Genomic DNA, 24,772 nt, shown 5'->3' with positions numbered 1-24,772 from the left:
TAACCTTGTTTTTTAACAACCTACAGAGTGTGAAACCGCACACGAACTTCAAATATTATGGGATGGACATGGCACGACGCTCATTCCTTAACCATAATTGAAATGTGTAAACCAGTGAGGAATTCGGTATGAAAAATGAGTTAGATCCGAGCAAAGTACTACAGGCTTACGAATGTGTGATGAACAACGGTACACCAACCGAATTTGGCAAAATGTATGAAGGTGTAGAAGCGTTTTCCGATTACGACGGGTACAACGTTTTCTTACGAGGGAATGGTGTTGAGCTAAAGGTTGGCTTCCACAATACCTATCAATTGGAGTACGACCAAGAGCACTTGAAAGAGAGCTTTTTGAAAAAGATCGCGATGCTTGCAAAGTAGGACTGGCAGCACTAAATACTAAAAAAGCCCTTGGGAGAACGCGCCCTTGGGCTTTAGGAGAAGACATGAGCTTGTTTTGCTCGCTCAGTCAAACCAAACGAGCTTTCGCCTACTGCCTATTGCTAGAAAAAGGCGAGAATTAGTTTATTTGGTTATTAATCGTCTTCGACCAAACTCTCTTCAATGTAATCTTCTGTCGCGTCAGGCTTATTACGACCATTTAGCGTGTGGAAGCGCTTGCGACCACGAGCAAGTTGGGTGTACTTTAGCCACGTACGCTCAAGTTTTGTTTTTGCTTTGCCTGGGTTTTCTAGCACCTTGATGAAGTGTTTCTCTTCGCTATTTTCAGGTGTTAATTCGCCTGACTCTAAGCCAAGCATAGTATCCCCATAAATTGTTAGGATTTCCTCTTCCGAGAGAGTAAAATCGCCAGACTTTGCAAAGCCGCGTGGGAATTTTACGTTGTCGTAAAAACGTTTTTTGCCATGACGGAATTCAGTGTCAGACATGTCAACAGCCTCTGTAACCGTTATTGATGAATGTAGTGAACTACGGCGAAAATTAGGCGTAAAGCTAACAAAAGAAAAACAAAACTTTTTTGTCGTCATGATTTTAATTAGTTGTTAATCTGGTTTTATATTAACCAGGAGATGGTTTATGGATGTAAAAGTCTTTCGAACATTTTTAGAGCTGGCAAGGGTTCGTCACTTCGGACGCGCCGCTGAGAATCTTTATATTACCCAAGCTGCAGTGAGCGCACGTATCAAACAATTGGAAAGTTACTTCGATACGCAATTGTTTATTCGTGATCGAAATAACATAAAGTTGACCTCTGCAGGTGAGCGCTTAATCAGTTATGCAGAGGTGATGGTCACCACATTGCAACAAGCGAAGCTAGAGTTATCGCTTGAAGATGGCAAAGCGCTGCAATTAACGTTAGGCGGTACGCCAAATATTTGGGACGCCTACTTGCAGAACTGTTTAAGTGTCGTCACTGATTCATTTGGAGGCTATGGCTTCATGGCAGAAGTGATGGGGCGGGAAATGCTCAGTCGCAGCTTGCTAGAGCGCACGTTAGATATGGCATTTGCGTTCGACCAAATCAAAGCTGATGAGCTTAACTGCAAAAAAGTGGCCGATGTTGTTCTCGTTTTGGTATCGACTGAGAAAGACTCTTTAGACACCGTTTTTGAAAACAAATACGTGTATGTGGATTGGGGAACGCGCTTCTCATCAGAACATTCTGAACGTCACCCTAAGATCCCGGCTCCGTATCTACGCACGTCAACGGCGCGCATTGCATTGGACTTTATTTTAGAGAAGGGCGGTGCCGCTTACTTACCCATCTCTCTGGTAGAGCCCTTTATCGCTAACGGGCAGCTTCACAAGGTGTCTGGCGTAGAAGATTGGTGTCGCCCTATCTATTTGAGCTATCGTAAAGCTAGCTCGTCGGTAGACGCGATTAAGCAAGTGGAAGAAATTGTCAAAGAGATTGATCCACTGACGGCTTACAGTTTTCAGCAAATTGGTTCCGGCACTTCCGACGAATAGCTTTGAGTGAAAAGTCAGAGAAATTAAAAAGCCGCCTTGGAAAATCCAGGCGGCTTTCTTTTTATCTCGATGAATCGATAGTTATGGCAAGTCAAATAGCAGGGCGGTTGTGCTCTCGTTCGATGTATTGCGTAAAACAACCTTACTTTGCTGTTCGATCTTCGCGCCGTCGCCCGCCGTCAAGGTGGTATTGTCGATGCTAAGGCTCCCCGTTACTTGGTGAACGAATAAGTTTCTACCCGATTCTATCTCAAAGTTAAGTTCGCTATTTGGTTCAAGAATTAACTGATGTAATGTGGCATCTTGCTTAATAAGTAGCGTACCGTTTTCTCCTGTTGGAGTCGCGATAGTTGTTAATCCAGGCGTGCGACCAAAGTCTTTTTGCTGATAACCTGGTTTGGTTCCAAATGTATTTGGCTGAATCCAAATTTGTAGAAAGCGCAGCGTGTCGCGGTTCGACGCATTGTACTCACTGTGGTAAATCCCTTTCCCTGCCGACATGAGTTGGAATTCCCCGGCAGGTAATGTTTTCACGTTACCTTCACTGTCTTTGTGCGCGATAACACCTTCTAGCACATAGCTGATGATCTCCATATCACGATGGCCATGTGTATCAAAACCTGCGCCAGGTTGGACTACATCGTCATTAATGACTCTCAGCTCAGAAAAGCCCATATGTTGTGGATCGTAATAGCTACCGAAAGAAAACGTATGTTTGCTATCAAGCCAGCCAAAGTTTGCTCGACCTCGGTCTGCTGCATGTCTTACCGTAATCATGGGGTCTCCTTAAGAGAGCTTTTTGTTCAAGAAGTTATCTAGCGCGGCCTTACCTGCGCCAGAAAACGCCAGTGAAACACTTGCTGCCAGTAAAGCTAAGCCAAACTCGTAACCGTTGTTTGCCATGAACAAACCGTTTTCAAAGTGGACGGAGAATATCGCTACCACCATCGTGAACGCTAAAGCAACGGCTGCCGGGCGAGTTAGCAGGCCAAGCAAGATGAACAAGCCGCCAAAGAACTCTGCGCTGCCCGCAAGTAACGCCATGAGCACGCCAGGACCTAAACCGATAGATGCCATCCACTGACCTGTGCCTTCTAGCCCGTAGCCACCAAACCAGCCAAACAGCTTTTGTGCGCCGTGCGCCATAAAGATAATGCCGATTGGAACGCGAAGTGATAGTGCGCTGTAACCTGCGTTTGATGTGGTAATTTTCTGTAATAGTGCTTTCATGATTCTGTCCTCTGACTCTTTTCAATGAGTGGGAAGCGTGTGCTCCCGTGCTGTTGAGAACAGTTTAGGTGGCGGTGAGAATAAAAATAACGGGAGTATTTTGATAAACTCGTTCTAAAAAATTGAATAATGGATTTTTGTTATTTTTAATCAGTTGCTTGAGTGTTTTTTATGAGTTTTTTTATGCCAGTTTTGTCGTGTTTTAAATCAGGCTCCATCATTATTTTCGATAAACATTTTTGCTGTTAAACAAAAAAAGAGCACAGGTTGCTGTGCTCTATTGCTTTCGCTATTAACAAGGGAGAAAGGTGTGTTAAAGAAAACCGTCAGAGGTTCATTAAGCTCTCTAGTGACTCCTCTACATTGTTGTAGTGATAGGTTCGAATATTACGTCCATCCGTGGCATTAATTTGAATTTCTGAGATCTCGTTATCTGAGTCTCGTTCGATAATTCCAATTGAATGATCTACGGATTTACTGGTAATAACCTTTTGGTTTCTTAGTACAATTACGCAAGTGTGTAAGTCCATGCCAATTCCCTTTAGCCGACGTTGTTGTGATGTTCTGAATCTAACTTTAGTGTACAAAAGCGCTAATGCCAATAAATCTCAATATTGAGTTCCGAAAATGGCTAATGGTAGGCGCTTAAGCAAGCTACAATAACACTATATTGAACGATGCCTATGAACAATAAATGACAAAAGGCATGAGCAAGGAAAGCACTATGTTTATTCACCCCCATACCTCACTGACTTTCGAGCAGTGTCATAAGGCGCGGGTCGCGCGAGACAGCCGTTTTGATGGGCGATTTTATGTGGCAGTGAAAACAACGGGGATATTTTGTCGCCCAATTTGTCCGGCTAATTTACCTAAAGAAGAAAATGTAGAGTACTTCACCGATAAAGCGCAAGCTCTCCAAGCGGGGTACCGTCCATGTTTGCGCTGTCGACCTGATAGCGCGCCGGGTTCTTGGGCATGGAAAGGCGTAGAAACGACCTTTCAACGGGCGATTTCGTTAATTGATAGAGGGGAGTTGCATCACCATTCGGTGTCTGAGCTAGCAGAGCGTGTTGGGATTTCGGATCGTTACTTACGTATGTTGTTTGAGCAGTATCTAGGGATGTCACCCAAGCAGTATGCGCAATATCAACAATTAATGTTCGCCAAACAGTTGCTTCATTCCAGTTCTATGTCGGTCACCGAAGTGGGGTTTGCGTCTGGTTTTAACAGTACACGCCGCTTTAACGATGCTTTCCAAAAGTTTCTCAAATTGACGCCTTCTCAAGTCCGTCGCAAAGAGTTTGACGATATGGGTAGCAATCGAATTGCCTTGCCTTATCGAGGTGAATTGAATTGGCAGCACATGCTGAACTTCTACCGTTTACGAGCGATTGAGGGGGTTGAGCTGGTGAGTGATGAGAGTTATCAGCGCAACGTTTGTCTGGATACCAGTAAAGCATGGTTTAAAGCGACCAAAGGTGAAGGGTACCTAGAGCTAGCGTTTGAAATTGAAGATGTAACGAAGCTGCAAAACTTGGTGTCTGACATTCGTCGTATGTTCGATCTTGACGCCGATATTTGTACTGTTGAGCAGCATTTGGATTATGTTGCACCGGGGCTTGTGTCGAGTAAAGGTATTCGGATTCCTGGTGTATGGAATGCATGGGAGGCTGGAGTTCGAGCGATTTTAGGCCAACAAGTGTCGGTTAAAGCGGCGATTGGTCAACTTAACTTATTGGTGACCACACTTAGTGGAGAGTCAGAAAAACGCTTTTTCCCGACACCAGATGCGATAGCTAATACCGACGTGAGCTTTTTGCGCATGCCGCAAAGCCGTAAAGAGACGCTAGTGCGCTTCGCCCAGTTCATGCAGGACAACTCAGAAGCCGACCCCCAGAAGTGGCTAGCCTTGAAAGGCATTGGACCTTGGACAGTCAGTTATGCTCAACTGCGAGGACAATCTCAACCCGATTGCTTTTTAGATAAAGACTTAGTGGTGAAAAAGGCGATGCAGCGTTACCCATCACTGAATACGCACACTGCGGCCCCTTGGGGAAGCTACGCGACGTTTCACTTATGGAATCAATCATGAAAACATTTTATACCGAAATGCCGAGCCTATTAGGAACGGTGACCATCCAATCTAACGCTGAGGGCTTGCTTGGCATTTGGTTTGAAACATGCACCACTAAGCCGAGTGAACTGGGAGCGCGAGACGATCAACACCCAGTTTTGCGCCAAGCTGTTACCCAGTTGAATGAATATTTTTCTGGCCTACGTAATGAATTTGAGCTGCCTTTGGCGGCTACAGGCACGGATTTTCAAAATCAAGTTTGGCAGGCACTAACGACCATTCCATACGGCGAGACGTGGAGCTATCAAGATCTCGCCAACGCGATTGGCAACCCTAAAGCTGTGCGCGCTGTTGGGTTGGCAAACGGAAAAAATCCTATTTCTATCGTGGTGCCTTGTCATCGCGTTATTGGCAAAAGCGGTAAATTGACAGGGTATGCTGGTGGAGTAGAGCGCAAGCAACGTTTACTTGCGTTGGAGCAAGGTACACCGCTTTAAGTGAGGCGATTCTCATATTGTGACTAAGCGTGCTGCACAGGGGAAACGATAGTGTAGAGTTTCATATTCGTTATACGAATAGAAAAAGGATAATAAGGACATGCCTTTCAAAACGGATTTTGATGCATTCATGAGTGAGTGTTGGCAGCATCACGAAACACAGCCCGAACAAACTTATGCTCAATTGGAAACGGCTCTGAGTGAGGTGGAAAACGTTAACCACATCGAGCGAATATTCGCATTGATGCTGCACACCGCGATTGGGCACCTCCAGCGTCCAGAACCGTTTCTTGCTTGTTTAGAGCGCTTTGATGAACGCAAGGTTGCCGAGAGTTCGGCATTGCAACGCAGTATTGCCGTTGCGCGCTTTTTCGTTGATGGCAGTGACTGTGTGGGGTTGTTAGCAGAGCAAGACCAACGCCGAGTTTACGCTCTGATTTCGAATGAACTTTCTGCACTTGCTCAGCTTGAGCTGGCGAGCCAATGGCTGGAGAAAGCCGCGCTAGGTATGACACCACAAGATGCTGAAGGGCCGCTAGCGCGCTCTATCGCAATCACAGCAAACAACTTGGCGTGCCAGTATGAAGCGCTGGCTGAGCGCACGGATGTGGAAAAATCGAGGATGCTAGAAGCGGCGAAGCTCGCGTTGGATTACTGGAAAGTGGCGGGGGGTTGGATGCAAGAAGAACGTGCTGAGTATCGCTTAGCGATGAGTTTACTCAAAGCGGGTGAAGCCGGACAAGCCAAGCAGCATGCCGAGCGCTGCGAAGCCATTTGTCAGCAAAATGGTGGTGACGCGTTTGAGCTGTTCCATGCGCATGATTTGCTGATGCAAGTGCACTTCCATCTTAGCCAGAAATATAAAGCTAAAGTGGATGTGGGGATGCAGCAATACTGCACAACGAGTTCGTTGACATGATCTCAACGTTGAATAAAAAATCCCCGAGCGAATGGCTCGGGGCTCATATTTTGTAAGTTCACTCATTACACGATGTTGATTAAGCTATTTGCGCTTTTGCCTGGTATCGTCCTGGTTTATGGTTCATCGCCAAAATCAAATTTGTCGCCACGGCACCTAGGACGGATAGAGCGATAAGGTGAGCATCCACAATGAACAGCGACATCACTACGATGGCACAATCGAGCGCCATCTGAACTTTACCCGCTCTAATTTCAAAACGTTCCTGAAGGTACAACGCTAGAATGTTAAAACCGCCTAAACTCATCTTGTGACGGAAAATCACCAACATACCTATTCCAATTAACCCACCACCTAGAAGTGCTGCATAGAAAGGTTCGATTCGTGAAATTTCAATCACATGGTGCAGATGATCGACCGCAAAAGAAACAATCGAGACCGCAATGAAGGTACTAATGGTGAAGCGCCATCCCATGCGCATTACAGACAAAATATAAAAAGGGAGGTTGAGAGCGAAAAATATCTGACCAAAGCTGAAGTCACTCACTTTGGTAAGGAAGATCGCCAAACCAGCCGTACCGCCGGTGAGCAATCCTACTTTGCTGAAAAATATTACCCCAAGCGACACTAACGCACTGCCGAGCGTCAGAGCCAAGAGATTCTCTCTTAGGCTATGATCTTTATCCATAAAATTTTTTCCTTGGTTTAAAAACCGCGCCGGAGACAACACGTCCATTCAACGCGATAAACAGTTGCCAAAATAGCAACTAACAAATCGGCCAATAAAATGTCGCGAAAAGTGATGAATGTCGAGTTTTTGGACAAGATTGTGCTGATGCTAGCCTGTTTAACATAATGTACACAGGTAGAAAAACAACAAGGAAAAGTTATGATTAAGAAAGTCGGCACTACCCAAATCAACGAATTACATCGACTGAGTTGTCACTGCGGAAAAGTTGAGCTGGAACTTGCATTACCTAATGGTATTGAGAAGCCGAGACGATGTGATTGCTCCATGTGTCGACGTCGCGGCGCGATTGTGGCATCTGTGCCTCTGAATGGTATTCGTATCGTGCAAGGCGAAGACGTTTTGAAGCTGTATCAGTTTAACACTCGCACAGCGAAGCACTTTTTCTGTGGCGAATGTGGTATTTATACGCACCATCAGCGTCGCTCTGACCCGAGTGAATACGGCTACAATGTCGGTTGTTTAGAGGGCGTCAACCCATATGAATTGGGAACTATCGAAGTGATGGATGGCGTTAACCACCCATCAGACCGTTAGGCCGCATAGCAAGTGAAGAACGTGAGTTGCGGTGCTTAGGTAAATAAACCGCTATTCATCCACAAATGCACTGCAATACTGGCGGCATAACCCAAGGCGATGACGGGAGCCCACTTTAGGTGGCCAAAGAAGGTGTATTGTCCACGCGCGGCTCCCATTAATGCGACACCTGCCGCAGAGCCAATTGAAAGCAAGCTGCCCCCCACACCCGCAGTCAATGTGACAAGTAACCAGTTCCCCATCGACATGCTTGGTTCCATGGTCAGTACAGCAAACATAACCGGAATGTTATCGACGATGGCAGATAGAACACCAACCATCACGTTGGCCCAGACAGGGTTCCATTGGTTGTACATGACGTTTGAAACCAGTTCGAGATAGCCAAGTAAGCTCAAACCGCCGACACACATCACTACGCCGTAGAAGAACAGCAAGGTATCCCATTCTGCGCGAGATACACGGTGGAACACGTCAAACGGAACGACTGAACCTAAGCGTTTTAATGCGTGATCGTCGCCATTGGCAATTGCCATGGCCGCTTTTTTTGCCAAAGAATGTTTGAGTGTTTGGCGTAAGAAATAACCGAAAAATTGTAGGTAAGCCAAGCCCATCATCATGCCCATAACGGGTGGGAAGTGCAGTAAAGCGTGGAAAGAGACTGCGGTGGCAATCGTCAGAATGAATAGTGCGACAATACGTCTCGCGCCGCGTTTCAGTTCTACGTGTTGGTGAATCGTATTCGGTTTGGTGTTTGGAACAAAGAGTGACATCAAAAACGCAGGAACCAAATAGTTCACCAGTGACGGGACGAATAACGGGATGAATTCAGCAAAGCTGACATGCCCGGCTTGCCACACCATCAGGGTCGTAATGTCACCAAACGGGCTGAATGCACCGCCAGCGTTGGCAGCGATAACAATGTTGATACAGGCAAGATTCACGAATCTAGGATTATCACCAGAGACTTTCATCACCACAGCGCACATCAAGAGGGCTGTGGTTAAGTTATCGGCAATCGGTGAAATAATAAAGGCGAGAAACCCCGTCAGCCAAAACAGCTTTTTGAAGCCAAAGCCTTTGCCGACCATCCACGCCTGTAAGGCATCGAAGAGTTTGCGCTCTTCCATAGCATTGATGTAAGTCATCGCTACTAACAAAAACAGCAGCAGTTCCGCGTATTCCAACAAGTTGTGTTCTAGTGCGGATTTGGCGATTTCTGGCTGGTTGTGTTGAGCAAAGGTGTAGCCAATCAGAATCCAAATTAACCCTGCAGCGAGCAGCACAGGCTTGGATTTTCTCATTTTCAGATACTCTTCCAACATAACCAGTATGTAAGCAATCGAAAAGATAATGAGAGCCGCGTAACCGACACCAGAATTAACAAGGTTCAGTTCATTGGTGGGTGCAGCAAAGGTGGCGCTAGAGAACAACAAACAGCAGAAAGCCACAATTGGATAGATTGGCATAGACATTTCTCCTTTGTCTGGTTGGAGAAATATTAGCCACAAATTAATGAGTTAGTTGTGAGAGAGCTCGAATTAACAGTAGGAGTTAGGAAATGATAGTGTGCGCCACTATTTTCTGAGTGACGCAATGCTTGCTGCGCCAAATAAAACCACAGCGGCATACAAACCGTAAGTTAACCAATGGCTAATCTCTAAAAAAGGAACGAGTCCTTGACCTGCCCACATACAGCCTCCGTTTAATGAGCAATGTTGTAATAGTCGAGCCAATTTAAAGGAAATGAACAATGTTTTTTGTGAGTGACGGCAAATTCTGAAGGATTAGAAAGTCAAAAATTGGTCAGTGAGAGAGAAATCTCATTTTTAACTGGCTAGCTCTAACCCTTTTGAGCTAGAGCTAGCTATATCGAGCGCTGAATGGATTTAGCGCAGCAGCCATTTTCTCAACGGCGAAGCCTCAATTGCTTTCACAAGTATTATGGTTGCGACAATCGTTGCAGGATAAATAAATGCGTCTTTCGCGAGGTGTTGCAACCCGATAAATCCAGCGACATTCATCATAATAATTATCACAAGCAGATGGCTAACATAAATGCCTAACACGCTAGGAGATAGTTTGAATACCCAAGGCATATCGCCAAAATGTGGGTGCACTAACAGCCACATGAAGACACCCAGGGCCCAGATAACAGTACCAAACAGGAAGTCGTGAGAATTAAAAGCGACCTCGTGTTGCATTAGCCAATAAGCTTCACCAAAGTGCAGCGCCATACCAAGAAGAATGCATCGAATCGTATTGTTTCGCGACCATCGCCACTGTTCTTCTCGTGCTAGATAACCCAGTGTTACCAGCAACGTACTGAAAAACGGCCCATTACGAGTAAAGAAAGGCGCTGGCAGGTCGGTAATGGTCGAATAACTGCCAGCAAACACGCCGTATATGTATAGCAATACGGCGGTTGGCAGTACCAATTGAGCCATATTGATATGCACGAGGAAGGCAATTAAGGCAACGGCAATGACCAGAGCTGGAATAAACCACAGGTGAACGAGCCCGCCTTCGACGAGTGAATTGAACGGGGTCGACATTAAGTAGCCCCAGTAGCCCTGCCTTTCGGCGAGATACCCCGCCTCAGCGACAGTTTGCCACTGGAATGGCATCAATAAACTGATCACGCTCCAAATGAGCCAAACCTTCATCAGTGGTTTGGCGTAGTTTTTTAGTGTTTCGATAGGTGCGCGGCTTAACTTGGGCTGGATAAGATAACCAGAAATGAGAAAAAACAGTGGCACAGCAAAACGAGCCAATTGGTTGAGCATATAGCCAACCCACGGTATTCCATCCCATTGCCAGTATGTCAGGGCCATCTGGCAGTGCAATCCTATAATTGCAAACATCGCAATAATACGCGCAAACTCTAAGCTGGCTATTTTTTGTTTCTTTGCCATTACATTACTTACCTAAATAAAAAAACTTAGGTGAAAGTAGCAGGTTGTGGCTGAATTAATGCGTGAAAAAGTCAACAGACTCGCGCTTACACTGAAGCTGTGTTTAAATTTAAGACTTACTTCAAACTTCTTAATTATTAACCCATTAACCAACTCAATACGTGATTAGCGAGTCGAAAATGACACTAATGTATGGTTAGACCAGTTAACTCTAGATTGCAAAAAAGAACGATCGTGCTAAAAATAAGATTATGCAAAAAGGAAAAGTGACAAAAGAGTTTATTCTGCAACGGGCTTTTGAGATCGCCAGCGAAGACGGATTAGACAGTCTTACGATTGGTGAGTTAGCCAAGCAATGCGGTATGTCGAAAAGTGGTCTGTTTGCCCACTTCAATTCGAAGTTGAATTTACAACTATCTGTATTGGAGCACGCCAATAAAGTGTTCGCCGCCCGAGTTATTGAGCCTGTTCGTGAAGCAGAGGATGGCAATATCGAACGTAAAATTCGAGGGTTGCTCGACTCTTGGATGACTTGGAACCACGCATTTCAAGGAAGTTGTATGTTTCTAGACGCTTGGAATGACACGGCAGATAAAGATTGCCCACTTCAGGCCGGATTGCGTAAATCCATAGACACTTGGCTGAGCTACTTGGAGATCCAAATAACGAAAGGCAAAGAGAAGCAAGAATTTGCAGCAGACTTAGATACACGCCAAGCAACGTTTGATTTATACGGTCTTTATTTGAGTGCGCATGTTTTTTACTCAATTAAAGGTGAGGAAGAAAGCTTGCGCCTGTTTTGGCAAGGGATCGACAACTTATTTTCTCGCTGGAAAGGCTGATACCAGTTATTCGCTTTCCAGATTTGTAGACATAAAATCATAAAGAGCGGCTGAGTTCGCTCTTTCTTATCAGCATAAAAAGCACGACCGTTCTATTTTTTGTGCGTGGCTGATAGTTAAGGACATAATCATGAGTGAAAAAATTTACTTTAATACATCGCAACGTTTCAGTATTAAGCGCAGTTTGGTGAACATCAGTACGCGTTTACACCACACACTTGCCCCGTCACATGCAAAGAATACCGCGCGTAAGTTGCTCCTGACACCTGCTCGCACAGCACCTAAAAACACCGAACCTCAAGGACTTGCCAAAGGTGAAATTAAAGGGCATGCAGGCATTATCAAAACCTATACTTTGGGCTCTGGACCTATTTGGGTGCTAACTCATGGTTGGTCTGGCACCGCAAGTCAGTTTTATCCGTTGATGGAACATATTGCGTCGAAAGGGTTCACCGCTTTGGCATACGATCATCCAGCACATGGTGAGAGTGAAGGGCAGTATGGGCACATTCCGGGTTTTGTCAAAGGGTTAGAAGATGTGTTAGATACGGTAGACGATATTGTTGGTCTAGTTGGGCACAGCATGGGCACCGCTTCTGCTCTTGAGTGCAGACATAGCAAATTAGAAAACAAGCCTTTACTGCTTATTGCACCGGTATTGAATTACGTAGAGAACCTATTCGGTAGCATTGCGCGTTCAGGTTATTCGATGAAGCTTTTTAATGCCGTAGTTTCTGAAGTTGAAGATCAATTTGGTTACCCATTACAGTCAATTGATCCGCTGAAGCGTTTGGCTGAGCGCTTGTCTCCAGCCATCATTGTTCATGATGAGCAGGATAAGTTCACTAAGTACAGTATCTCTGCACAAGCCGCTGAAGAGATTGAAAATGTTGAGTTAGTGACAACGCAAGGTCAAGGTCATGGCCGAGTGATGAAGTGTGCACAAGTCTTCAGTAGTTTTGACCGTTTACTCGATCGTTCTTGGTAATCTTCATTCTTACTAATCGGCTCGATCCGTTTTGGGCTAATTCGATTTGAAAGCAATACCTCGGACTGTTTTTCGTCAGTGGTATCGCTTTTCTCATTATGAGATAAAAACAAAAAAGGACAGCCGAAGCTGTCCTTTGATCGTTAACTTTACAGAAAGTCTGCAAGGTTGGGCTTAGTTACAGTTAGCTACGCCAACTTCTTTCCAAACGCCCCATTCGCCAGATTGGCTAGGATCGTCACCCTGAGTCCACCATTTCGCTTCCCAAGTTTTACCTGCATGAGTGACTTGGTTGCCGCCTGTGTACACTGCGCTTACATCCCATGCGTTGTCACAGGTACCAGGGTTTGGGTCGGTTGTATGCTGTGCAACAACAACAGTTGCGCTTGCCGTTGAAGACGCTTTGCCGTCGCTCACACTTACGGTAAAGCTTAGGCTAGTGTCTTGCGGGTATTCAGCAGCAGTGAACGTGACTTTAGAACCTTCAACCGTTGCGTTCAAACCTTGAGGAAGCGTCCAGTTGAAAGTAAGAGTATCGTTGTCTGCATCGCTAGAGGCTGACGCATCTACAACCACAACGTCACCAGCGTTTGCTGTTGCTGGAGCAACAACTTGCGCTACTGGCGCATTGTTCGCTGGGTCAACTACACCTGCTGGCTTCACCGTTACTACAACAAGGTCAGATGCCGTTGCACCTTCGTTGTCAGTCACTGTCAGCTTGAAAGTTAATTGCTCCTCAACAGTAACTTCTGCTGCATCAAAGCTTGCTTTCGCTGTGTCTGCGCCTGCTAGTACCACTGCTGTACCAGAGACTTGCTCCCACGCGTAACTCGCGATAGTACCGTCAGAGTCTTTCGATAGGCTACCATCTAGAACCACACTTGCAGGGCCAGTTACAGATTGATCTGCGCCAGCAGCTGCGGTTGGTTTACGGTTTGGTTGAGGAACCACACCGCCAGCCATACCTTCGTGCATTGCGTTGAGAATGTCACCGTTATCCGCGTCGATTTCCCAAGAGAATAGACCCGCTAGACCTAGAGACTTAGCGTAGCTACCTTTTGCTAGAACTGAGCGATGGTCATCAAATGTGATCAACTCGCCCGTAGTACGGTTCCATACCCATGGTGCTTCTGCTTGGGCATCGTAGCCGTACTCGAAGCCGTTGATGCCAGTGTTGTTTGCACCTAGCATGAATGACTTAATGCCTTTGTAGTCAATTACGCCATCTTCCCAAACACCTTGCGCTGTACTGCCCTTCAGTTTACCTGTAGCAGTACCTGTCATTGGGTCATTTGGATCGGTTAGCGTATCTGGAGTTACGCCTTCCCAGCCACGACCGTACATTGCTGTACCAAGTACTAGCTTGTTCGCAGGAACGCCTTGAGCAAGAAGAAGTTGGATGCCGTTATCTGCTGTGTAAGCAGGACCTTTGTACGGTTCGCCGTTCTCATCAACGCCACTACCGTCACACTGACCAGGGCGCATGAATGAACCACAGTAAAGCGCAGTTTGGTGACCAGGAACGTTGTTCCAACCGCCATAGAAGTCGTAAGTCATCGCGAAGATGTAGTCCATGTATTGAACCGCATCTGCATAGTCTACGTCTTCAATCTTATCGTAACCGACACCGATAGCTGACGTTAGCTCGTAAGTACGGCCTGTCTCAGCTTCTAATTCATCAAGCATTACGCGCAATTCACGCATCAGTGCGATGTAAGCAGGGCCATCGTTTACAGGGTCGCCCTTATCCGCGGCTGCACCGCCGCCACCTGGGAATTCCCAGTCGATATCAACACCGTCGTAGAATTTCCAAGTTTTCAGGAACTTCTTAACCGATGCGACGAATGTGTCTCGGTTTTTCTTGTCTACGAAATCGAAGAATGGGTCAGACAGCGTCCAGCCACCGATAGATGGGATGATTTTTAGATCAGGGTTACGTTGTTTCAATGCCATTAGCATTGCGTAGTTACCCTTGATAGGTGTGCTGTATTCATGACCAGCTTGTGGGAAGCTCTTCTGATAAGCGGCCCAAGGGTCGTGGATAACGACTTCATAATCAGGCACACCTGTACAAGCGGTTTGTAGTGCATTGAAACTGTTGCCGCCAACAGACTTCACAGACTCATTTGGGCCACAAATTGGGATAAAACCGTAAAGGATGTGAGTCAAGTTGTCGACTGGCATGTTATCGACCGTGTAGTCACGACCATAGATGCCCCACTCAACAAAATACGTACCCATCACGACGCTTGGATCGGTATTGTACGTTTTGTTGTTTGGATCAACGTTCATCGTCAGTGGCTTCAAGTGAGAACCATCGGTATCTGCAATCGTGATTTCAGCTGGTGCGCTTTTCGCACAACCTGTCGCATCACACGCCTCGATTTCCATTTGGTATAGGCCGCCCTGACCATATTCAAATGTCGCTGTTGTTTGGCTACCAGTGATTGGGCCGGTTGCTACTTTTGCACCATCAAAATAGACGTTGTAAGTATCACCTGGCGTGCCACTCCACTGGTTAAACTTAACAGTGATCTTCGCCTGCTCATGGTATTTCACCATGTCGTAGTAGCCTGACGTGGTTTCCATCGCGAGTTCAATTTTAGAAAACTGAAGGTTGTTGGAACCGTACATATCGATACTTGGTGCGGTTGGAGCCGCAACTGCAGCACCTGATAGTGCTAAAGCAACGCCAGCTGCACATAGGTTAAATCGAATCATAACTTCTCTCTCAATCCTTGGATTCATGTTCTACCTAGAACATAGGCTGCTCTTGCACCAGATAAGATGATTGGATTTACTCCATGTGCAAAAGCATCACACTCAGCATTTCAGAGAGTTTTTTTTCGTCAAAAAAAATTAAGACGGTTTTCGAGGCACTTGAGAGAACTTAACTAAAACTCGCACTCTGTTACACAGAAAGTGTCAGACTGAGTCAATAATTTATAAAATCTCAGCAGAAACTAAAATTATTGTTTACTCAGTAGCGAGTGTGATAAATGCGATGAATACCTTATTTCATTGTTTATTAAGGTTTTGTTTCATCGAAATAGAAAGAGAATTGAAAGGAGAAATAGCCGTGAAGACGTGCTAGTCACGGCTGAAATGTTCACTTAATGCAGCGCGACGTTTTGAAGCCGCTCCGGTTTCTGAGCCTTGAACGGTATGCTCAAATCCCTTACGGATGAATCGTTGGTCTGGAATAAGAGGCTCAATACGGCGAATCTGAGGTGAAAGGTGAGAGCCCGAGATCTGGTACGCGGTTTTTCCTAATCCAGTGTTCAACGTGATGACCTTTCCATCGAATTCAAATTCTGTCGTGATGAGTCGATGGTTTCGATATACCCCATCCTCTGTGAAAGTCAGACGTTCTGTTTGGTAGGGTGGCGCGCCGATCTCAATCCACTCGCCGTAGACTTTTTCCGGGTCAATATGGTCTTGATAGGATAGGTGGATTTGATAGCTGAAAAACGTCAAAAGACCCACCCCGAAAACGGCAAATGCGCTTTTGAGGACTTTGGATTGGTGGCGAGCCCAAAATGAAAGTTTTGGTTCCTGTCTTGTTTTCCGCCTTCGGCGAGCTGAGTCCGTCATTGGTCTACTTTTCTTCCCTTTTTTAATATGGTGGAAACCTTCCTTCTCAAAAACAAACAATCCCGTCATTAAGACTAAGAAATTATGATCTAATGTCCACTTTTACATTCGGATACACTCTTATTGATGGTTTTATTGTTTGCTGGCGTTAACTAATTCACCGACTTTATCTCACTAATTACGTCGTCTGGTTAAGCCTAGAAAAAGGTGGCCTCGCTCAGTAGCAAAGGATGTGCTTTATAACGTTGACTTAATGGCTTTCAGAGCTTGAGTAACAGGAAGAAACAAGGTAAAAAAGAGCGGACTTTTGATAAGGAAACCAATAATGAGTATTAAGGAAAATAGCTATTTTGCAGGTAGTGTAAAATCACTAGGCTTTAACCAGAATGATCAGGACGTTAGCGTTGGTGTAATGCTTCCTGGTGAATACACGTTCGGCACTCAAGCGCCTGAGCGTATGACGGTTGTAAAAGGTGCGCTTGTGGTCAAGCGTGTCGGCGAAAGTGATTGGACGACTTACCAAAGTGGTGAGTTTTTTGAAGTGGAAGGGAACTCCTCATTTGAGCTTCAAGTGAAAGACGCGACTGCGTATTTATGTGAGTACTTCTAAAGCGTCCTTTTTGCCTGTAATAAAGCCACCTTCGGGTGGTTTTTTCGTCTATGTCCTTCACTTATAACGCATCTTTTGGTTATTTGGGTATATACTTAATAAAAATGTACCCATCGACCAGGGAGGAAGTGATGGCAGTACAACGCAAGCATTCTGATCTCCCTCCTCGTTATGAGGACAAAGATCTCACCAATGAGCAAAGACATCGTTTTACCGAGGTTGCCAATGCAGCCCATAAGAGACGTGAATTCTATCGACGTGCTCTAGGGAAAGGCTTAATGGGCAAAGTGAAGGACCGTGCGTTTAAAGGCCAATTCAGTCGCCAGCAAGATAAGCCGAGCAGAGTGCTGCAAGCTGTGTGGCTAATCGTATTTCTGGTGCTGGGGCTATGGGTGATGCATGTATTCGCTTAACCATTAGCAAGCTTCTGATACAGTCGGCGTTTCAGAGGCTGACTTCTCTTCGGTATTGCAGTGCTCGTAATACGCGTATTGGTTTTTCCCTGTGTGTTTAGCCGCATACATTGCTTTATCTGCGCACCGAGTCAATTCAGATAAATCCTTCGCATCTTGTTTGTAGATAGCAGCGCCCACACTCGTCGTTAACTCGTTAATCATATCGTAGCTTCGGTAGCCTTTTGGGAATAGATTCACAATACGCTTCAAAATGCTGTCGAGGTCATCTTTACTGTTTATGTCGTACAGCATGAGCACAAACTCGTCGCCCGCAAATCGAGCGATGGAGTAGTCGTGTTTGTCGGTTTTTCTGTCTTTATGGCGAACATTGTTTTTTAATCGAGTTGCAAAGGCTTGAAGCACTTGGTCACCAATATCGTGCCCGTAGGTATCGTTAATGTGTTTGAAGTTATCAATATCTAGGAAGACCAGAGCAGTGATACTGTCATCAGATGAATGGTTGATCTCATCGAGTTTTGCTCGCGCCCAAGTTTCAAAGCTCCAGCGGTTGGCAAGCCCTGTGAGTTGGTCAAAATACGCCAACTCTTCAATCCCTTCACGATAAAGTGTTTGAATGTAGTTGAGGACTTTTGTGTAGTAATACGAGAATGTGTGACACACAAATGCAGTTGCTATCAGGGTCAGCATAAATCGTCGTTCTATGATGTCACTGGCTGTTGGTAGCCGATCTAAAAAAACGACGCCAAAAAAGATCAGTAAGATATAGGTGCCACTAAACAGCAGACCGACTTTAAACTCATTGATCAGCACCAGAGTGGCGACAATGGGGTATAGCCATAGCAGTTTGCCTGAGGGGGCATCGTTATACAGAAGTAGCAATAACCCTTCGAACATCAAGACTGCACTCAGCCATAGGTCGGCATATTGATGATGTCGTTGAACCTTTATCACATAACTGATACCTAAACAGGCTAAGGCACACAGAGCATGGAAAAAGCTTAATCCCCAATTATCCTCAAACAATTGAGCAATGGAGCCATAAGTTAAACATGCCGCGGCGATACTGGAGCATAAAAAGACAATTTTCTTTTTTCTTGTTGAGCGGATATCCGCCATTTCCTCTAAGCGTGCTCCAGCCAATGTCGACATTACGTATCCTTGCTTAATTAACGTGTACGCTTATTCTAGGCGGTATTTTAGCGATGAATAGAACAACAAAGTTTCCAAATGTGATGTCAGTCATTTTTAGTATGGGCCTAGAAGTGTGGTTTGGGGAGAGTGCTCAAAGCACAACAAAGGCTTATAAAGTTTTCCATGGCGGATCTTTATGGCTTCAGATGGTTCGATTAATAATTCAAAGTAATGCATTTTCACCGCCGTATTTGCAGGATCTATCCTGACTCAACTCTGTTGGGAGTAGCATGAATGGCGCCTTCTACCTATTGAGCTCATTGTTCGTCAATCGACGATCTCTAAGTTCCGTCAATGAGTTTTTCGTTGTGAAAAAGCATTAGAAATATTTTTCCGAAACAGAGCGAAATATTGTTGTCGTTGTGACCAATATGCGACTAGAATCCGCGCTAAATCACGACCTCATATCGAGCTTCATTCGAGTTACTCTTTTTCCAAACTGCTTCACACATTTTGTGAGGCAGTTTTTAGTTGTAGGAAAGGTTAAAACATGCCTAAAAGCCAAAACATCAACCAACGAATGTCCATCGTGGCATTGGCTTGGCCGATTCTTGTCGAAATTTTGCTACGGACGGCTTTAGGAACCAGTGACGTGTTCATGCTGAGTGGCTACTCGGACAAAGCGGTATCCGCTGTTGGTGTGATCACGCAGATTACCTTTTTCTTAATCATCGTTTCGACGTTTGTCAGCAGCGGAACGGGGATTTTGATTGCCCAATACAATGGCGCAGGGCGCGAGCAAGAGTCTGTGAGCGTCGGCGTTGCAAGTATTGCGCTGTCTGTGATCATCGGTGTGCTATTGAGTGTGATTGCTGTGCTTGGCGCGATATTCCTGCTCCCATATTACGGTTTGGAGGCACAAGTCGAGCAATACGCACGTGAATATCTGCTGATCAGCGGTGCGATGACGTTTAACGTTACGATTGGCGTTGTTTTTACGACCATTCTGCGTAGCCATGGCTATTCGTGCTCTCCAATGGTGGTGAACTTGATCTCGGGTGTGTTCAACATCATTGGTAACTATATTGCGCTTTACCAGCCATTTGGTTTACCTGTATATGGTGTGCAAGGTGTAGCAATAGCAACCGTCGTCAGCCAAGTCATCGGTACGTTAATGTTATGGTTTATTCTCGCTCGCAGCAGCGTTGAACTACCGATGTCGACCATGAAACAAGTGCCCGCAGAGATTTACAAAAAGATCTTAAAAATCGGCGGCATGAACGCGGGTGAAGTGCTGTCTTATAACGTGGCGCAAATCTGCATTGTGTACTTTGTGGTGCAAATGGGGACGGCATCGTTGGCGGCTTTCACTTATGCACAAAACATTGCCCGTTTCTCGTTTGCTTTCGCGTTGGCAATTGGTCAGGCTGCGCAAATTCAGACTGGTTACTACATCGGCAAAGGTTGGGTGAGCAGCATTTTAAAACGTGTACAAATCTACTTCTTAGTGGGATTTGTGGCATCAACGGCGGCAACCACACTGATTTACCTGTTTAGAGAAGAGATTCTGCGCGTATTTACCGATCAACCAGAAATACTCGCATTGGCAGGTTCGTTAGTCATGGGCTCAATTTTGCTCGAGGCCGGACGTGTGTTTAACCTGATTTTTATCGCGGGGCTCAAAGGCGCGGGTGACATCAAGTTCCCAGTGCAAATGGGGATTTTGAGTATGTGGGGACTAGGCGTGTTTTTCTCTTATATCTTTGGCATCCACTTGGGTTATGGCGTTTTAGGGGCTTGGATGGCAATCGCTCTCGATGAATGGGTGCGTGGTATCATCATGGCAAGGCGTTGGCGCTCTCAGGTGTGGACCAAGTTTAAGGTGAGCTAACGGTTTTCGGTATCGCGCTTATTCTGTTGTTAGAAACCCAAAAAGGCACTGTTAGTCAGTGCCTTTTTGTTATTTAAAATCTGGAAGACGTTAGAACTCGCACTCAGCTCTGAACACCATGCGCTCTTTGCTGTATGGATGATCCAGCTCTAGCATCTCAGCATGCAGGTGTAAGCGATTCGCTTTTTCGCCGTATAAACCATCACCAACCATCGGCATGTTTAACCCCATGTGATGAGCACTGTGTACACGTAGTTGGTGAGTTCGCCCGGTTTTCGGATACATGTATACCTTGCTGCGTCCATCTTTGACTTCAATCAGTTGCCAGGAGGTTTCTGCATGTTTCCCGTGTTCAAAACACACCAACTGACGTGGGCGGTCGTCGGGGTCGCCACGCATTGGCAGTGAAATTTCCCCTTCCGGCGCGTTCAATACGCCTTCTAACATCGCCATATAACGTTTTTGTACGCCGCGAGCCATAAACTGTTTTTGCAGGCTTTTGTTCGCGCGCTTAGTTAAGGCAAACACCAAAATGCCAGAGGTCGCCATGTCGAGGCGATGAATCACAAACGGCCCTTCCACATCAGGGAACATCGCTTGTAGGCGCGTATAAGCAGAGTCCTTGATAGTTTTACCTGGCACTGAAAGTAAGCCCGAGGGCTTGTTGACGACGACCATAGCGTCGTCTTGGTAGATTATCTCTAGCTCTTTGTCTTCTGCCCAATTCTCCGCCAATGGGTTGGGTTCGACGTCCAGCCCTTGCATCATATGGCCTAAAATCGGCTGACATTTGCTGTTGCACGATGGGTAGAATTTTTTGTGTTGGCGAACCTCAGACTTTGGCGAAACACCCCACCAAAATTCTGCCAACGCCAGCGGTTTGAATCTGTGTTTAAACGCGTATTGAAGCAGTTTTGGCGCAGCACATTCCCCTGCACCTGCTGGTGGTATTGGATTTGTGGTGTCCGCAAAAATGTCTACCAAGTCGCGTGCTTCGCCATGGCTGTTTAGAAAGCGGTATTGTTTATGCAGTTTGTGCTGTAAAGCGTTGGAGAGTGTCTTGCGCTGCTCTTTCAGGTGAGCAAGTTGCTGCTCTAACTCGGCCAATCGCGCTTCTTTGATTGCAAGCTTTTCATCCCACGCTTGCTTTAAGTATTTGAGAACGTTTTTCTCGGCGACACTTTGCTTACCCAATTCATCCAACAAGATTTTGAGATCATCGGCATTGAGCGTTTGCTCTCCCTGTTGGCGCTGTCGTTTGCGTGCGGCGCGGCCGTCTATCATCACTTGGCGCTGTGTTTGCTCTTCTTGCTGATAAGCGGCTCGGTCGGCTTGGATTTGCGCTTTAAGATCTGCCAATTCCGGATTCGCAGCACAGGTTTTGTACTCTGCATTGGCGGCGTTGATGGCATCCGTTTCTGCGCGGAAGAAGCCTTCATCGGTCAGCATGTCGTACACAGGAGGGACAAATCCTGGAATCAAGTTTTGGTCAGCAATTTTGCCAGAAAATGCACTTAAAAAGCCGAGCTCGCCTTGAGGGCTTTCTACCAGCAATACGCCAAACATTTTGCCTCGCCCCGTTTCTTCATTAACCAAACCAAAATCGTGTTCGAAGTCGGTTTGCGCTAATAAGTGCTGTTGCAATTGCTTTGCGGCCAAAACGCAAAGAGGATGCGGCGTGTAGTAGAACGGAAACGTAAACTGCGTTGGTAATTCATAGTCAGAAGTATCAGCAGTAAAACGTGTAAAACAATGTTCAGGCGAGTGCATGGTGGGTATCCGCGCGAGTAAAAATTCGAGCGAGGATTGTACCTGTTTGAGTCAGGATTGCCATGTCGGTGTTGGCACTCGCTCTTGGCTTAAGAACAAGAGCGAGTGGGGAAGAGCTTATTGCAGTTTTCGTAATGCAAGCTTCCACTGTGCCGGTTTGTCGTAGTAGGTCGAGTGCGGCAAGGTCAAGTACTCGCCATTTACTTCTGCAATCAGGGTCGGATAACCACCAACGTGTAACTGGCGCATCAACTGTCGGCTGGAGCGAATTCTTTCGTTTAGCTCGGCTTCGCTTAACGTCATGTTTTGCTCCCACGCATCGTTTGCTAAGCCTAGCGATTCTGCAATGGCTTTGAGCGTCGATGCTTCATTCACTTTTAACCCGAGCTGATAATGCGCGGATTGGATGGCCTTTAGCATGTGCCATGGATTCAGCTCCATTTTCTCCGCACTTAAGATCGCTTGTGTGGGTAGATAAGAATCAAGAACAAACGCATCTTCGCTTTTCACGCGTTGCAGATATGCTTCACCAAACGTTGCTCCGGTTTCGGTTGCGATACGAGCGTCACTGTTGATGATGTGCTGACGAAATTCAGGCTCAATTGCGCGCTTCTCAATCATGCCGCCGGGATGAAGCTCCACCTTAAATTGAGAGGTGTCCATCAAGGCTTCGATGAGTGGTGATGCCCCGTAGCACCAACCACACATGGGATCGAAGAAGTAATGCACGGTTACCATGACATTTCACCAGTATGCACTTTCGCACCGATTTCTAACGCGATTGGCAATTGAGCTTCTGGGTATTTCGCTGACATGGTGTCAATGAGTTGAGCGCTGTTATTGCTGTGTTTTTTCGCTTGCTGAAAATCCTGCAAGTATTGTTGCGAGTAGCGAATGGTGTCTGCGTTCAGCTTTGTGCCTGCTTTCATGTGACCAGGAATGACCAATTGAGGTTTAAGCGCAAGCATCTCGCTAAGCTGCTGCTCCCAAGCATTGATAGCGGTTTGGTCAGCGGCATCTGCCATCCATAAATGCACGTTTGAGTACACGGCTACGTTACCCAGAATCGCTTTGTTATCTGGAATCCATAGGTAAGGGCGGTGTGCTGATGTGCCATGGTTACCACGAATTTCAATCATATGACCTTCTAGCTCCAATGATGCTTTGTCGTACGCGACAGGGATCACTGGTTTTACCGGTGCGTTTGCGCCAAGTTTTGGTCCCCAGTACGCCAGCTTTCCAGCCAACTTCTCTTTAATAATTTTTTGAACCGCTGGCGTTGTGATGATCTGCGCATCAGGGAACTCTTGGTGTAAGGCCTCTGCGCCAAAGTAGTAATCTGGGTCCGCTTGGCTGATGAAAATGGTTTTAAGCGTTTTGCCTGAGTCCAACACTTTGGCGGCAATGCGCATCGCGTCAGCTTTGGTGAAGCCAGTGTCGATGACCATGGCATCAGTCTTACCGTATACCAAGGTTGAGTTAACGTGGAAGCTGTTACCGTCGGCGTTGTAAACCTCAAGAGTAAGGGGAGAGTGGTTTGCCGCTAGGGCAGGGCTTGCCATTAAAATGGATGCAGCAATCAAAGTGAATTTTTTCATAATAAGCTCCTAAAGAATTTGGGGCCAAGCGACGATGGCTTGGGAACGGGAGCTATATTAGGAAATTGATACGCTCGGAAAAATACACAATAATGTGCATCACTATTTCTTATTTCGAGCAAATATATGGACAGAGTAACGGCAGCAAAAGTGTTTGTGGATGTGGTGTATTCTGGCAGTTTTACCGCGACCGCAGAGCGGTTAGATATGTCTCGGCCAATGGTGACTCGTTATGTAGAGGCGATGGAGAACTGGCTACAAACTCGTTTGTTACACCGCACCACGCGCAAGGTGTCCCTCACCACCGCAGGGGAACGCAGCTTGCCTCAGATTGAGCGTTGGTTAAAACAGGCCGATACGTTGACGTCGAACATTGCCGTTGATGGTGAGCTGTCCGGAAAAATCCGTCTCGCGTCTAGCACTTCATTTGGGTTCTCACAGTTGATCCCAGCAGTAAACAGTTTTATGCAAAAGCACCCCAAAGTGCATATCGACATTGATCTGCAAGATTCAGTGAGTGATCTAACCGAGCAACGCATCGATCTGGCGATCCGAATTGCGTCGGATCCTGATCCTTCTTTGATTGGTAAGCCGATTGCGGTGTGTGAATCGGTGTTGGTGGCATCGCCGCAATACTTGCAAACTCATCGCGCGATCGCGCATCCGCGAGATTTATCTTCACACGACTGTTTGGGTTACAAAAACTTTGAGCGTCACGTGTGGCATTTGTCTCAGGGCGAGCAGTTCGAATCGGTGGGAATTGAGTGTCGCCTAACCAGCAATGAGGCCACGGCGTTATTGCATGGCGCTTTGCAAGGCATGGGTATTTCGATGCTGCCAACCTATTTGAGCAATATCTATCTGCAATCGGGTCAGCTTGAGTCGGTGTTGCCGGATTGGAAGCCAAATGATCTCAACATTTACGCGCTATATTCATCGCGTAAACACTTGTCTCCTGCGGTGAGAGCCTTCATCGATCACAGTGAAGATTACTTTAAACTGCACCCTTGGTAATCGCGAAAGGCGTCGTCATCCCGACTTGAGATTCATACAAGATCCTGTACCTTACATGGATATATTTTTC

25 protein-coding genes are annotated in these 24,772 nt (G+C 46.1%); 12 read left to right on the top strand and 13 right to left on the bottom strand.

Annotated features, from left to right (window positions below; all coding sequences use genetic code 11):
* Positions 1-128 precede the first annotated feature (128 nt).
* Positions 129-380, top strand: coding sequence for a DUF3081 domain-containing protein (locus tag NL645_RS14350; protein ID WP_005392042.1), 252 nt, complete (start codon positions 129-131; stop codon positions 378-380).
* 155 nt (positions 381-535) lie between these two features.
* Here NL645_RS14350 and NL645_RS14345 read toward each other — a convergent pair whose 3' ends face one another.
* Positions 536-889, bottom strand: a complete 354-nt coding sequence (locus tag NL645_RS14345; protein WP_005392041.1) for a DUF413 domain-containing protein — start codon at positions 887-889, stop codon at positions 536-538.
* Positions 890-1,037: 148 nt separating this feature from the next.
* On the opposite strand from NL645_RS14345, the gene NL645_RS14340 reads away from it, so the two are divergent.
* Positions 1,038-1,931: a LysR family transcriptional regulator gene (locus tag NL645_RS14340; protein ID WP_005374436.1), complete on the top strand. Its 894-nt coding sequence runs from the start codon at positions 1,038-1,040 to the stop codon at positions 1,929-1,931.
* Between the two features lie 81 nt (positions 1,932-2,012).
* Here NL645_RS14340 and NL645_RS14335 read toward each other — a convergent pair whose 3' ends face one another.
* The 3 genes from NL645_RS14335 to NL645_RS14325 all read right to left on the bottom strand — a co-directional run bounded on the left by NL645_RS14335 (position 2,013) and on the right by NL645_RS14325 (position 3,691).
* Positions 2,013-2,708, bottom strand: a complete 696-nt coding sequence (locus NL645_RS14335; protein WP_005392038.1) for a pirin family protein — start codon at positions 2,706-2,708, stop codon at positions 2,013-2,015.
* Positions 2,709-2,717: 9 nt separating this feature from the next.
* Positions 2,718-3,161: a DoxX family protein gene (locus NL645_RS14330; RefSeq protein WP_005374434.1), complete on the bottom strand. Its 444-nt coding sequence runs from the start codon at positions 3,159-3,161 to the stop codon at positions 2,718-2,720.
* 326 nt (positions 3,162-3,487) lie between these two features.
* On the bottom strand, positions 3,488-3,691 hold the full coding sequence (locus NL645_RS14325) for a hypothetical protein (protein ID WP_017633816.1): 204 nt from the start codon (positions 3,689-3,691) through the stop codon (positions 3,488-3,490).
* Between the two features lie 194 nt (positions 3,692-3,885).
* Here NL645_RS14325 and NL645_RS14320 point away from each other — a divergent pair, with 194 nt between their 5' ends.
* The 3 genes from NL645_RS14320 (at position 3,886) to NL645_RS14310 (ending at position 6,651) form a co-directional block, all read left to right on the top strand.
* On the top strand, positions 3,886-5,253 hold the full coding sequence (locus NL645_RS14320) for an AlkA N-terminal domain-containing protein (protein ID WP_253651894.1): 1,368 nt from the start codon (positions 3,886-3,888) through the stop codon (positions 5,251-5,253).
* Entirely contained in the window at positions 5,250-5,732 is a 483-nt protein-coding gene (locus NL645_RS14315; protein ID WP_046875615.1) for a methylated-DNA--[protein]-cysteine S-methyltransferase, read from the top strand. Before NL645_RS14320 ends, NL645_RS14315 begins: the two co-directional genes overlap by 4 nt.
* 100 nt (positions 5,733-5,832) lie before the next feature.
* Positions 5,833-6,651 (top strand): hypothetical protein, encoded by an 819-nt coding sequence (locus tag NL645_RS14310; RefSeq protein WP_253651893.1) that lies wholly within the window; start codon positions 5,833-5,835, stop codon positions 6,649-6,651.
* A 79-nt stretch (positions 6,652-6,730) separates the two neighbouring features.
* On the opposite strand, the gene NL645_RS14305 is transcribed toward NL645_RS14310, so the two are convergent.
* Positions 6,731-7,339, bottom strand: a complete 609-nt coding sequence (locus tag NL645_RS14305; RefSeq protein ID WP_253651892.1) for a YitT family protein — start codon at positions 7,337-7,339, stop codon at positions 6,731-6,733.
* 201 nt (positions 7,340-7,540) lie between these two features.
* On the opposite strand from NL645_RS14305, the gene NL645_RS14300 reads away from it, so the two are divergent.
* Positions 7,541-7,936 (top strand): GFA family protein, encoded by a 396-nt coding sequence (locus NL645_RS14300; RefSeq protein ID WP_253651891.1) that lies wholly within the window; start codon positions 7,541-7,543, stop codon positions 7,934-7,936.
* Between the two features lie 35 nt (positions 7,937-7,971).
* Here the strand turns inward: NL645_RS14300 and nhaD are convergent, their stop codons facing one another.
* Both nhaD and NL645_RS14290 read right to left on the bottom strand, forming a co-directional pair.
* Positions 7,972-9,402: a sodium:proton antiporter NhaD gene (gene nhaD, locus NL645_RS14295; RefSeq protein WP_005392020.1), complete on the bottom strand. Its 1,431-nt coding sequence runs from the start codon at positions 9,400-9,402 to the stop codon at positions 7,972-7,974.
* A gap of 420 nt (positions 9,403-9,822) precedes the next feature.
* A complete protein-coding gene (locus NL645_RS14290) occupies positions 9,823-10,848 on the bottom strand; it encodes an acyltransferase (RefSeq protein WP_225461458.1) in 1,026 nt (341 codons plus the stop codon).
* Positions 10,849-11,099: 251 nt separating this feature from the next.
* Between NL645_RS14290 and NL645_RS14285 the strand changes: the two genes are divergently transcribed.
* Both NL645_RS14285 and NL645_RS14280 read left to right on the top strand, forming a co-directional pair.
* Positions 11,100-11,690, top strand: a complete 591-nt coding sequence (locus tag NL645_RS14285; protein WP_253651890.1) for a TetR/AcrR family transcriptional regulator — start codon at positions 11,100-11,102, stop codon at positions 11,688-11,690.
* Between the two features lie 130 nt (positions 11,691-11,820).
* Positions 11,821-12,678: an alpha/beta hydrolase gene (locus tag NL645_RS14280; protein ID WP_253651889.1), complete on the top strand. Its 858-nt coding sequence runs from the start codon at positions 11,821-11,823 to the stop codon at positions 12,676-12,678.
* A gap of 174 nt (positions 12,679-12,852) precedes the next feature.
* Here NL645_RS14280 and NL645_RS14275 read toward each other — a convergent pair whose 3' ends face one another.
* Entirely contained in the window at positions 12,853-15,399 is a 2,547-nt protein-coding gene (locus NL645_RS14275) for a glycosyl hydrolase family 18 protein (RefSeq protein ID WP_253651888.1), read from the bottom strand.
* Positions 15,400-15,768: 369 nt separating this feature from the next.
* The gene (locus NL645_RS14270; protein WP_054866862.1) at positions 15,769-16,272 is read right to left on the bottom strand and encodes a DUF2850 domain-containing protein; all 504 of its coding nucleotides are present in this window, start codon (positions 16,270-16,272) and stop codon (positions 15,769-15,771) included.
* A 325-nt stretch (positions 16,273-16,597) separates the two neighbouring features.
* Here NL645_RS14270 and NL645_RS14265 point away from each other — a divergent pair, with 325 nt between their 5' ends.
* Positions 16,598-16,882 carry a pyrimidine/purine nucleoside phosphorylase gene (locus tag NL645_RS14265; protein WP_005392006.1) on the top strand — a complete coding sequence of 95 codons (285 nt, stop codon included), beginning with the start codon at positions 16,598-16,600 and terminating at the stop codon, positions 16,880-16,882.
* A gap of 131 nt (positions 16,883-17,013) precedes the next feature.
* Positions 17,014-17,295, top strand: coding sequence for a hypothetical protein (locus tag NL645_RS14260; protein WP_005392005.1), 282 nt, complete (start codon positions 17,014-17,016; stop codon positions 17,293-17,295).
* A 3-nt stretch (positions 17,296-17,298) separates the two neighbouring features.
* Here the strand turns inward: NL645_RS14260 and NL645_RS14255 are convergent, their stop codons facing one another.
* Complete coding sequence (locus NL645_RS14255; protein ID WP_046875609.1) at positions 17,299-18,447, bottom strand: GGDEF domain-containing protein; 1,149 nt, start codon at positions 18,445-18,447, stop codon at positions 17,299-17,301.
* A 532-nt stretch (positions 18,448-18,979) separates the two neighbouring features.
* Between NL645_RS14255 and NL645_RS14250 the strand changes: the two genes are divergently transcribed.
* Positions 18,980-20,320, top strand: coding sequence for an MATE family efflux transporter (locus NL645_RS14250; protein WP_253651887.1), 1,341 nt, complete (start codon positions 18,980-18,982; stop codon positions 20,318-20,320).
* A 90-nt stretch (positions 20,321-20,410) separates the two neighbouring features.
* On the opposite strand, the gene NL645_RS14245 is transcribed toward NL645_RS14250, so the two are convergent.
* The 3 genes from NL645_RS14245 to NL645_RS14235 form a co-directional block, all read right to left on the bottom strand.
* Positions 20,411-22,090, bottom strand: coding sequence for a pseudouridine synthase (locus tag NL645_RS14245; protein ID WP_253651886.1), 1,680 nt, complete (start codon positions 22,088-22,090; stop codon positions 20,411-20,413).
* A gap of 117 nt (positions 22,091-22,207) precedes the next feature.
* Positions 22,208-22,828, bottom strand: a complete 621-nt coding sequence (locus NL645_RS14240; protein WP_253651885.1) for a DsbA family protein — start codon at positions 22,826-22,828, stop codon at positions 22,208-22,210.
* Positions 22,822-23,688, bottom strand: a complete 867-nt coding sequence (locus NL645_RS14235; protein WP_253651884.1) for an MBL fold metallo-hydrolase — start codon at positions 23,686-23,688, stop codon at positions 22,822-22,824. Before NL645_RS14235 ends, NL645_RS14240 begins: the two co-directional genes overlap by 7 nt.
* Positions 23,689-23,814: 126 nt before the next feature.
* Here NL645_RS14235 and NL645_RS14230 point away from each other — a divergent pair, with 126 nt between their 5' ends.
* Complete coding sequence (locus tag NL645_RS14230; RefSeq protein WP_253651883.1) at positions 23,815-24,702, top strand: LysR family transcriptional regulator; 888 nt, start codon at positions 23,815-23,817, stop codon at positions 24,700-24,702.
* Positions 24,703-24,772 lie beyond the last annotated feature (70 nt).

Source organism: Vibrio sp. Y51_MX_L26, from assembly GCF_024181935.1.
GTDB lineage: Bacteria > Pseudomonadota > Gammaproteobacteria > Enterobacterales > Vibrionaceae > Vibrio > Vibrio diabolicus.
This window is presented reverse-complemented; position numbering and strand designations above follow the sequence as displayed.

Excerpts from the sequence above, each read along its gene's own strand:
- NL645_RS14280 (WP_253651889.1), top strand. The coding sequence starts at position 11,821 with ATGAGTGAAAAAATTTACTTTAATACATCGCAACGTTTCAGTATTAAG.
- NL645_RS14320 (WP_253651894.1), top strand. The coding sequence starts at position 3,886 with ATGTTTATTCACCCCCATACCTCACTGACTTTCGAGCAGTGTCATAAG.
- NL645_RS14245 (WP_253651886.1), bottom strand. The coding sequence starts at position 22,090 with ATGCACTCGCCTGAACATTGTTTTACACGTTTTACTGCTGATACTTCT.
- NL645_RS14345 (WP_005392041.1), bottom strand. The coding sequence starts at position 889 with ATGTCTGACACTGAATTCCGTCATGGCAAAAAACGTTTTTACGACAAC.
- NL645_RS14230 (WP_253651883.1), top strand. The coding sequence starts at position 23,815 with ATGGACAGAGTAACGGCAGCAAAAGTGTTTGTGGATGTGGTGTATTCT.
- NL645_RS14285 (WP_253651890.1), top strand. The coding sequence starts at position 11,100 with ATGCAAAAAGGAAAAGTGACAAAAGAGTTTATTCTGCAACGGGCTTTT.
- NL645_RS14270 (WP_054866862.1), bottom strand. The coding sequence starts at position 16,272 with ATGACGGACTCAGCTCGCCGAAGGCGGAAAACAAGACAGGAACCAAAA.
- NL645_RS14305 (WP_253651892.1), bottom strand. The coding sequence starts at position 7,339 with ATGGATAAAGATCATAGCCTAAGAGAGAATCTCTTGGCTCTGACGCTC.
- NL645_RS14325 (WP_017633816.1), bottom strand. The coding sequence starts at position 3,691 with ATGGACTTACACACTTGCGTAATTGTACTAAGAAACCAAAAGGTTATT.
- NL645_RS14350 (WP_005392042.1), top strand. The coding sequence starts at position 129 with ATGAAAAATGAGTTAGATCCGAGCAAAGTACTACAGGCTTACGAATGT.
- NL645_RS14260 (WP_005392005.1), top strand. The coding sequence starts at position 17,014 with ATGGCAGTACAACGCAAGCATTCTGATCTCCCTCCTCGTTATGAGGAC.
- NL645_RS14310 (WP_253651893.1), top strand. The coding sequence starts at position 5,833 with ATGCCTTTCAAAACGGATTTTGATGCATTCATGAGTGAGTGTTGGCAG.
- NL645_RS14255 (WP_046875609.1), bottom strand. The coding sequence starts at position 18,447 with ATGTCGACATTGGCTGGAGCACGCTTAGAGGAAATGGCGGATATCCGC.
- NL645_RS14315 (WP_046875615.1), top strand. The coding sequence starts at position 5,250 with ATGAAAACATTTTATACCGAAATGCCGAGCCTATTAGGAACGGTGACC.
- NL645_RS14335 (WP_005392038.1), bottom strand. The coding sequence starts at position 2,708 with ATGATTACGGTAAGACATGCAGCAGACCGAGGTCGAGCAAACTTTGGC.
- NL645_RS14275 (WP_253651888.1), bottom strand. The coding sequence starts at position 15,399 with ATGATTCGATTTAACCTATGTGCAGCTGGCGTTGCTTTAGCACTATCA.
- NL645_RS14290 (WP_225461458.1), bottom strand. The coding sequence starts at position 10,848 with ATGGCAAAGAAACAAAAAATAGCCAGCTTAGAGTTTGCGCGTATTATT.
- NL645_RS14340 (WP_005374436.1), top strand. The coding sequence starts at position 1,038 with ATGGATGTAAAAGTCTTTCGAACATTTTTAGAGCTGGCAAGGGTTCGT.
- NL645_RS14235 (WP_253651884.1), bottom strand. The coding sequence starts at position 23,688 with ATGAAAAAATTCACTTTGATTGCTGCATCCATTTTAATGGCAAGCCCT.
- NL645_RS14330 (WP_005374434.1), bottom strand. The coding sequence starts at position 3,161 with ATGAAAGCACTATTACAGAAAATTACCACATCAAACGCAGGTTACAGC.
- NL645_RS14250 (WP_253651887.1), top strand. The coding sequence starts at position 18,980 with ATGCCTAAAAGCCAAAACATCAACCAACGAATGTCCATCGTGGCATTG.
- nhaD (WP_005392020.1), bottom strand. The coding sequence starts at position 9,402 with ATGCCAATCTATCCAATTGTGGCTTTCTGCTGTTTGTTGTTCTCTAGC.
- NL645_RS14300 (WP_253651891.1), top strand. The coding sequence starts at position 7,541 with ATGATTAAGAAAGTCGGCACTACCCAAATCAACGAATTACATCGACTG.
- NL645_RS14240 (WP_253651885.1), bottom strand. The coding sequence starts at position 22,828 with ATGGTAACCGTGCATTACTTCTTCGATCCCATGTGTGGTTGGTGCTAC.
- NL645_RS14265 (WP_005392006.1), top strand. The coding sequence starts at position 16,598 with ATGAGTATTAAGGAAAATAGCTATTTTGCAGGTAGTGTAAAATCACTA.